The sequence below is a fragment of the Candidatus Cloacimonadota bacterium genome (assembly GCA_020532355.1).
GTDB lineage: Bacteria > Cloacimonadota > Cloacimonadia > Cloacimonadales > Cloacimonadaceae > UBA5456.
In genome coordinates this window covers 1-5,061 of record JAJBBD010000153.1, presented here as the reverse complement: position 1 = coordinate 5,061, position 5,061 = coordinate 1, and the positions used below count along the sequence as shown (strand labels likewise).

General features: G+C 45.1%; 3 protein-coding genes. All 3 read left to right on the top strand.

Annotation, left to right across the window (positions count from 1 at the left end):
* Positions 1-297: hypothetical protein (locus tag LHW48_05645; GenBank protein ID MCB5259944.1), on the top strand; the 297-nt coding region annotated here is incomplete at its 5' end.
* Between the two features lie 50 nt (positions 298-347).
* On the top strand, positions 348-2,930 hold the full coding sequence (clpB, locus tag LHW48_05640) for an ATP-dependent chaperone ClpB (protein MCB5259943.1): 2,583 nt from the start codon (positions 348-350) through the stop codon (positions 2,928-2,930).
* Between the two features lie 247 nt (positions 2,931-3,177).
* A partial coding sequence (locus LHW48_05635; GenBank protein ID MCB5259942.1) for a hypothetical protein occupies positions 3,178-5,061 on the top strand: 1,884 nt, incomplete at its 3' end.

Here is a 5,061-nt window from a genome sequence, read left to right as displayed (position 1 = left end):
TATTTGCTACAAATGCGGCTACAAGCTGCACCTACCTTTGGGGTGGCAAGCTCTGTTTGCCACAGCGAGCGCAGCTCGCTTCTGAAGGCAGCTCCGCTGCCTCTGCCAAGCAGGAGCTTGGCAACCCATTTCCCACTCGAATCGAAAGAAAGCCTTTTCTACTGGCTACCCACTAGATTTGAAAGAGCCATATCTAAAGTGATATATTATGGGGCGTTAGAGAGGAATTATACTGTTAGCAATAGTGGTGAGGGATTTTTTGGCACTCTACAAACGGGACTGCTAAAAAAGACTTGACAGCCCCCTCGTTGTGTTTATCTTGTCTCTAAATTGTGGGAGGTAATTATATGAATACGCAACGTTTAACTATAAAGAGTCAAGAATTACTGCAGTCGATGCAGAGTTTGGCAAATGAAATGGGGCACCAGGAGCTTTCGGATTTACATTTATTAAAAGCAATGCTGGAACAGAAGGAATCGCTAATTCATCCGCTATTATCGAAGCTGGAGATAGGAATAGAAGAATTGTATGCCAAGCTGGACGGAGCATTGCGCAAGTTGCCTCGTGTACAGGGTGCACAGGTATATATGGGTCAGGAGGTATTGGACATTTTGCATGCCGCAGAAAAAGAAGCGGATCGTTTGGGGGACGACTTTATTAGTGGTGAGCATATCCTTTTAGGGATGCTATCGGGCAAAAAAGAAGCTGCCAGGATTTTGAAGAGTGCGGGGCTAACGGCGGACAAGCTGATGCTGGCCTTAAAAGAAGTACGAGGCAATCAGCGGGTTACCGACCAGAATCCGGAAGCCAAGTATCAAGCTCTGGAAAAATATGCGCGCAACCTTACTCGTTTGGCGCGTACCGAAAAGCTTGATCCGGTGATTGGCAGGGATGAAGAAATACGGCGCACCATGCAGATTCTCTCTCGGCGGCGCAAGAATAATCCTATCTTGATTGGTGATCCGGGAGTGGGTAAAACTGCTATTGCTGAAGGTTTGGCGCGGCGCATAGTAGCAAGAGACGTTCCGGAGAATCTTTTAGGCAAGGAACTTATAGAATTGGATATGGCGTCATTAGTGGCTGGAGCAAAATTTCGCGGCGAATTTGAAGAGCGGCTCAAGGCGGTTTTGGCGGAAGTAGAGAAATCGAACGGACAGATTATTCTCTTTATTGATGAAATACATACAGTTGTAGGGGCGGGTAGTGCCGAAGGTAGCGTGGATGCCTCCAATATGCTCAAGCCGGCTTTGGCGCGTGGAGCTTTACACTGCATTGGCGCTACAACCATAGACGAATATCGCAAACACATCGAAAAGGATGCCGCATTGGAGCGCAGATTCCAGCCGGTGTTGGTACTTGAGCCAAGTTTGGAGGATACTATCTCCATTTTGCGCGGGATTAAAGAGAAATATGAGGTTCATCACGGGGTTCAGATTACGGATAATGCGATAGTAGCGGCGGCTACGCTTTCAGACCGCTATATTTCAGATCGATTCTTGCCAGATAAAGCCATAGATCTTGTTGATGAAGCCTGTAGCAGATTGCGCTTGGAGATAGATTCCATGCCCTCCGAATTGGATGAAATCGAGCGCAGGAAAAGGCAATTGGAGATTGAACGGCTCTCTTTGGCAAAAGAAACCGATGCTTCATCTAAATCCAGATTGGATAAGGTAAACGAAGAAATTGCACAAATAACCGAAGAACGCAACCGCATGAAACTTCAATGGGAACACGAGAAGGCAGGAATAGAGCAGATTCGAAAAATAAAAGAAGATATTGAAAGTATGCGCAGTGAAGCCGAAAAAGCAGAGCGGGAGGGCAATTATGAAAAGACCGCTCAAATCCGTTATGGCAGCCTTGCCGCAAAGGAAAAGGAATTAAACCGGATGCGTGAAAAGACAAAAAGTACCGGCGGCACTCTATTGAAAGAGCAAGTAGATGAAGAACTTGTGGCAGAAGTAGTGTCAAAATGGACGGGAATTCCGGTTTCTAAGCTGGCGGCAAGCGAAATGAAGAAGCTGTTGAATTTGGAAGATGTATTGGCACAGCGAGTGGTGGGGCAAAAAGAAGGAATTGTAGCTTTGGCAAATGCCATTAGACGTAGTCGTAGCGGGCTTTCAGATGAGAATCGACCAATAGGCTCTTTTATCTTTTTGGGGCCTACCGGAGTTGGAAAGACAGAACTTGCCAAAACTCTTGCCAGCTATCTCTTCGATACCGAAAAAGCATTGTTGCGCCTTGATATGAGCGAATTTATGGAGCGACATTCGGTGGCTCGGCTCATTGGTGCTCCTCCTGGATACGTTGGCTATGAAGAAGGTGGATATCTTACTGAGGCGGTGCGCAGAAGACCATATAGCGTAATCCTCTTTGATGAAATTGAAAAAGCGCATGCAGATGTGTTTAACCTGCTGTTACAGATATTGGACGACGGCAGGTTAACCGATGGGAAAGGACGCACGGTGGATTTTCGCCACAGCGTTATCATCCTTACCTCCAATATTGGGAGTCAGGAAATCTATTCGCATGAAGGGGATCTGGAAGAATTGCGCCCACAACTGTTGAGCATTCTAAGAGAATACTTCCGCCCGGAATTTCTCAATCGCGTAGACGACATCATTATCTTCCATCGTCTGGATCGAGAGCAAATTACGCAAATTGTTAAGCTTCAATTGGAGATATTGGCGCGCCGTATGGAAAAACGAGAAATTAAACTTGAATTTAGTGAGCGATTAATAGAACATATAGCGGATGTGGGCTACGATCCGCAGTTTGGAGCACGTCCTCTTAAGCGAGCTATCCAAAGCGAATTAGAAGATGCTTTAGCGCGAGCTTTATTAGGCTCTGAACTGCCTCAAAGTGGCTCTGTAATGGTGAATTTTGATGATGTGGAGAACAAAATTAAGTTCGAATATGTTTCCGATATGTAATTCATGCTTGACAAAATTATGCAATGCATAAACTTGATGAACAAGGTAAAAAAGCCTTGTTAGTATTATAGTGTGAATGAAATCTGGAATGTGGATGTAATCTGTGTCGAAGAGCATTCCAAAGAATCTTTCTAAACGTATTTGTGCAGTATTTGTACGATACAGAGTTTTAACATAATGCTCCCTCAAGAGCATTGAAAAAACAAGATTAGCATTAATCTAATAACTTAAAGAAAGGAGAAACGCAATGAGAAAATTATTGCTTTTCACGTTGCTATTGGTACTGGGAATCAGTTTCTGTAGCAACATCTTTGCCCAAGTAACTGTTACCTTGGGAGAGGGGACTCAATCCAATAGTACTACAGGCACCCCTACTCCTTATGGAACATATTACATGAATTTCCGCCAGCAATACCTTGTGCTTGCTAGCGACTTAAACGATATTGGCGGCGGTCCCGGAAATATCAATTCCGTAGCCTTCAACGTTGACAACGTAAACACCTGCTCTCCAATGCCGAACTTCAGAATTCGCGTTAAAGCGACTGAACAAACTGCATTGAGCTCTACTTTTGAAGTAGGTGATTACACGGAAGTGTTCCAAGTTGCCGAATATATGCCGGTAAATGGTTGGAACACCCATACCTTTAGTGCTCCCTTCAATTGGGATGGAGCTTCAAATTTACTTATTGACGTCGTAACCGATCTTATTCCCGGCGGCTATACTCAGAATGCCTCTGTGTTTTATACTGCCACTACATTCAACAGTACACTTAGAGCTCAGAGCGACACAGCACCAGCAATTGATGCACCAACTGGCACCGCCACAATGAATCGCGCTAATATGCAGTTCAACATGGAAGCTCTGGATATTGTTGACCTCAATGCACTCAGTATTGAGGGTCCTACCGCTCCCAGCGTAAATTCTTCTGTGGATTATGCAGTTTCTGTGAAGAATTACAGCCTTTCTGCAATAAGCACCTATACCGTAAAGCTGATGCAAGAAGGTGGAATTGAACTTGCCAGCGTGCCCGGAACTATCATCGAACCTCAACAGACTCTGGAATTCACTCTTCCCTGGACACCTGCTGTAGTTGGCGAAACCCATCTTTATGGTAAGGTTGTGATGGCTGGAGACGAAAACCCAGCTAACGATGAAACCAATATGCTCACTGTGACCGTAATGGAAGAAGGTTTGCAAGTTGTGGAAATTGGCGATGGTACAGAAGTAAACACCACCATAGGTATGCCTACTCCTTATGGCACATATTACATGAATTTCCGCCAGCAATACCTTGTTCTCGCTACCGAGCTTAACGATCTTGGCGGCGGACCCGGTCCTATCAGTTCAGTATCCTTCAATGTGGCAGCTTTGAATACCTGCTCCCCGATGCCGAACTATAGAATTCGCATCAAACCAACCGAACAAACTGCATTGAGCACTACTTTTGAAGTAGGCGAATACACCGAAGTGTTCCAAGCGGCAGAGTATATGCCTGTTCAAGGATGGAACGTACACGGTTTCAGCACTCCTTTCGTTTGGGATGGAGCGTCAAATTTACTTATTGAAGTTGTAACCGATTTTATTCCCGGCAGTTATACTCAGAATGCCTCCGTATATTACACCAATACAGGTTTCAATAGTGGCTTGTATTACCGTAGTGACAGTTCTCCAGCGATTGACTCTCAGACCGGTACCGCTATTTCTTCTCGGTCTAATATGCGTTTTACTATGGAGCCTTTGGATATCACAGACTTAAATGCAATGACCATTGTGGGTCCTACCACGCCTAATGTGGATTCGACTGTACAATATACAGTGTCTGTGAAGAACTATAGCTTAACTCCAGTAAATACTTACACCGTGAAACTGATGCAAGAAGGTGAAGTTGAACTTGCCAGCGTGCCCGGTACGGTTATTGAGCCAAGCCAGACCCTGGAATTCACTCTTCCTTGGACTCCTTCCGTATTAGGCGAAACCCATCTTTATGGTAAGGTTGTAATGGCTGGAGACGAAAACCCTGCCAACGACGAAACCGATATGCTTACCGTCAACGTGATGGAAGCAGGTTTGCTGGTAGTGGAACTTGGAAACGGCACCACCACAAATACTAACACCTCTGCATCTCCCTAC

Excerpts from the sequence above, each read along its gene's own strand:
- clpB (MCB5259943.1), top strand. The coding sequence starts at position 348 with ATGAATACGCAACGTTTAACTATAAAGAGTCAAGAATTACTGCAGTCG.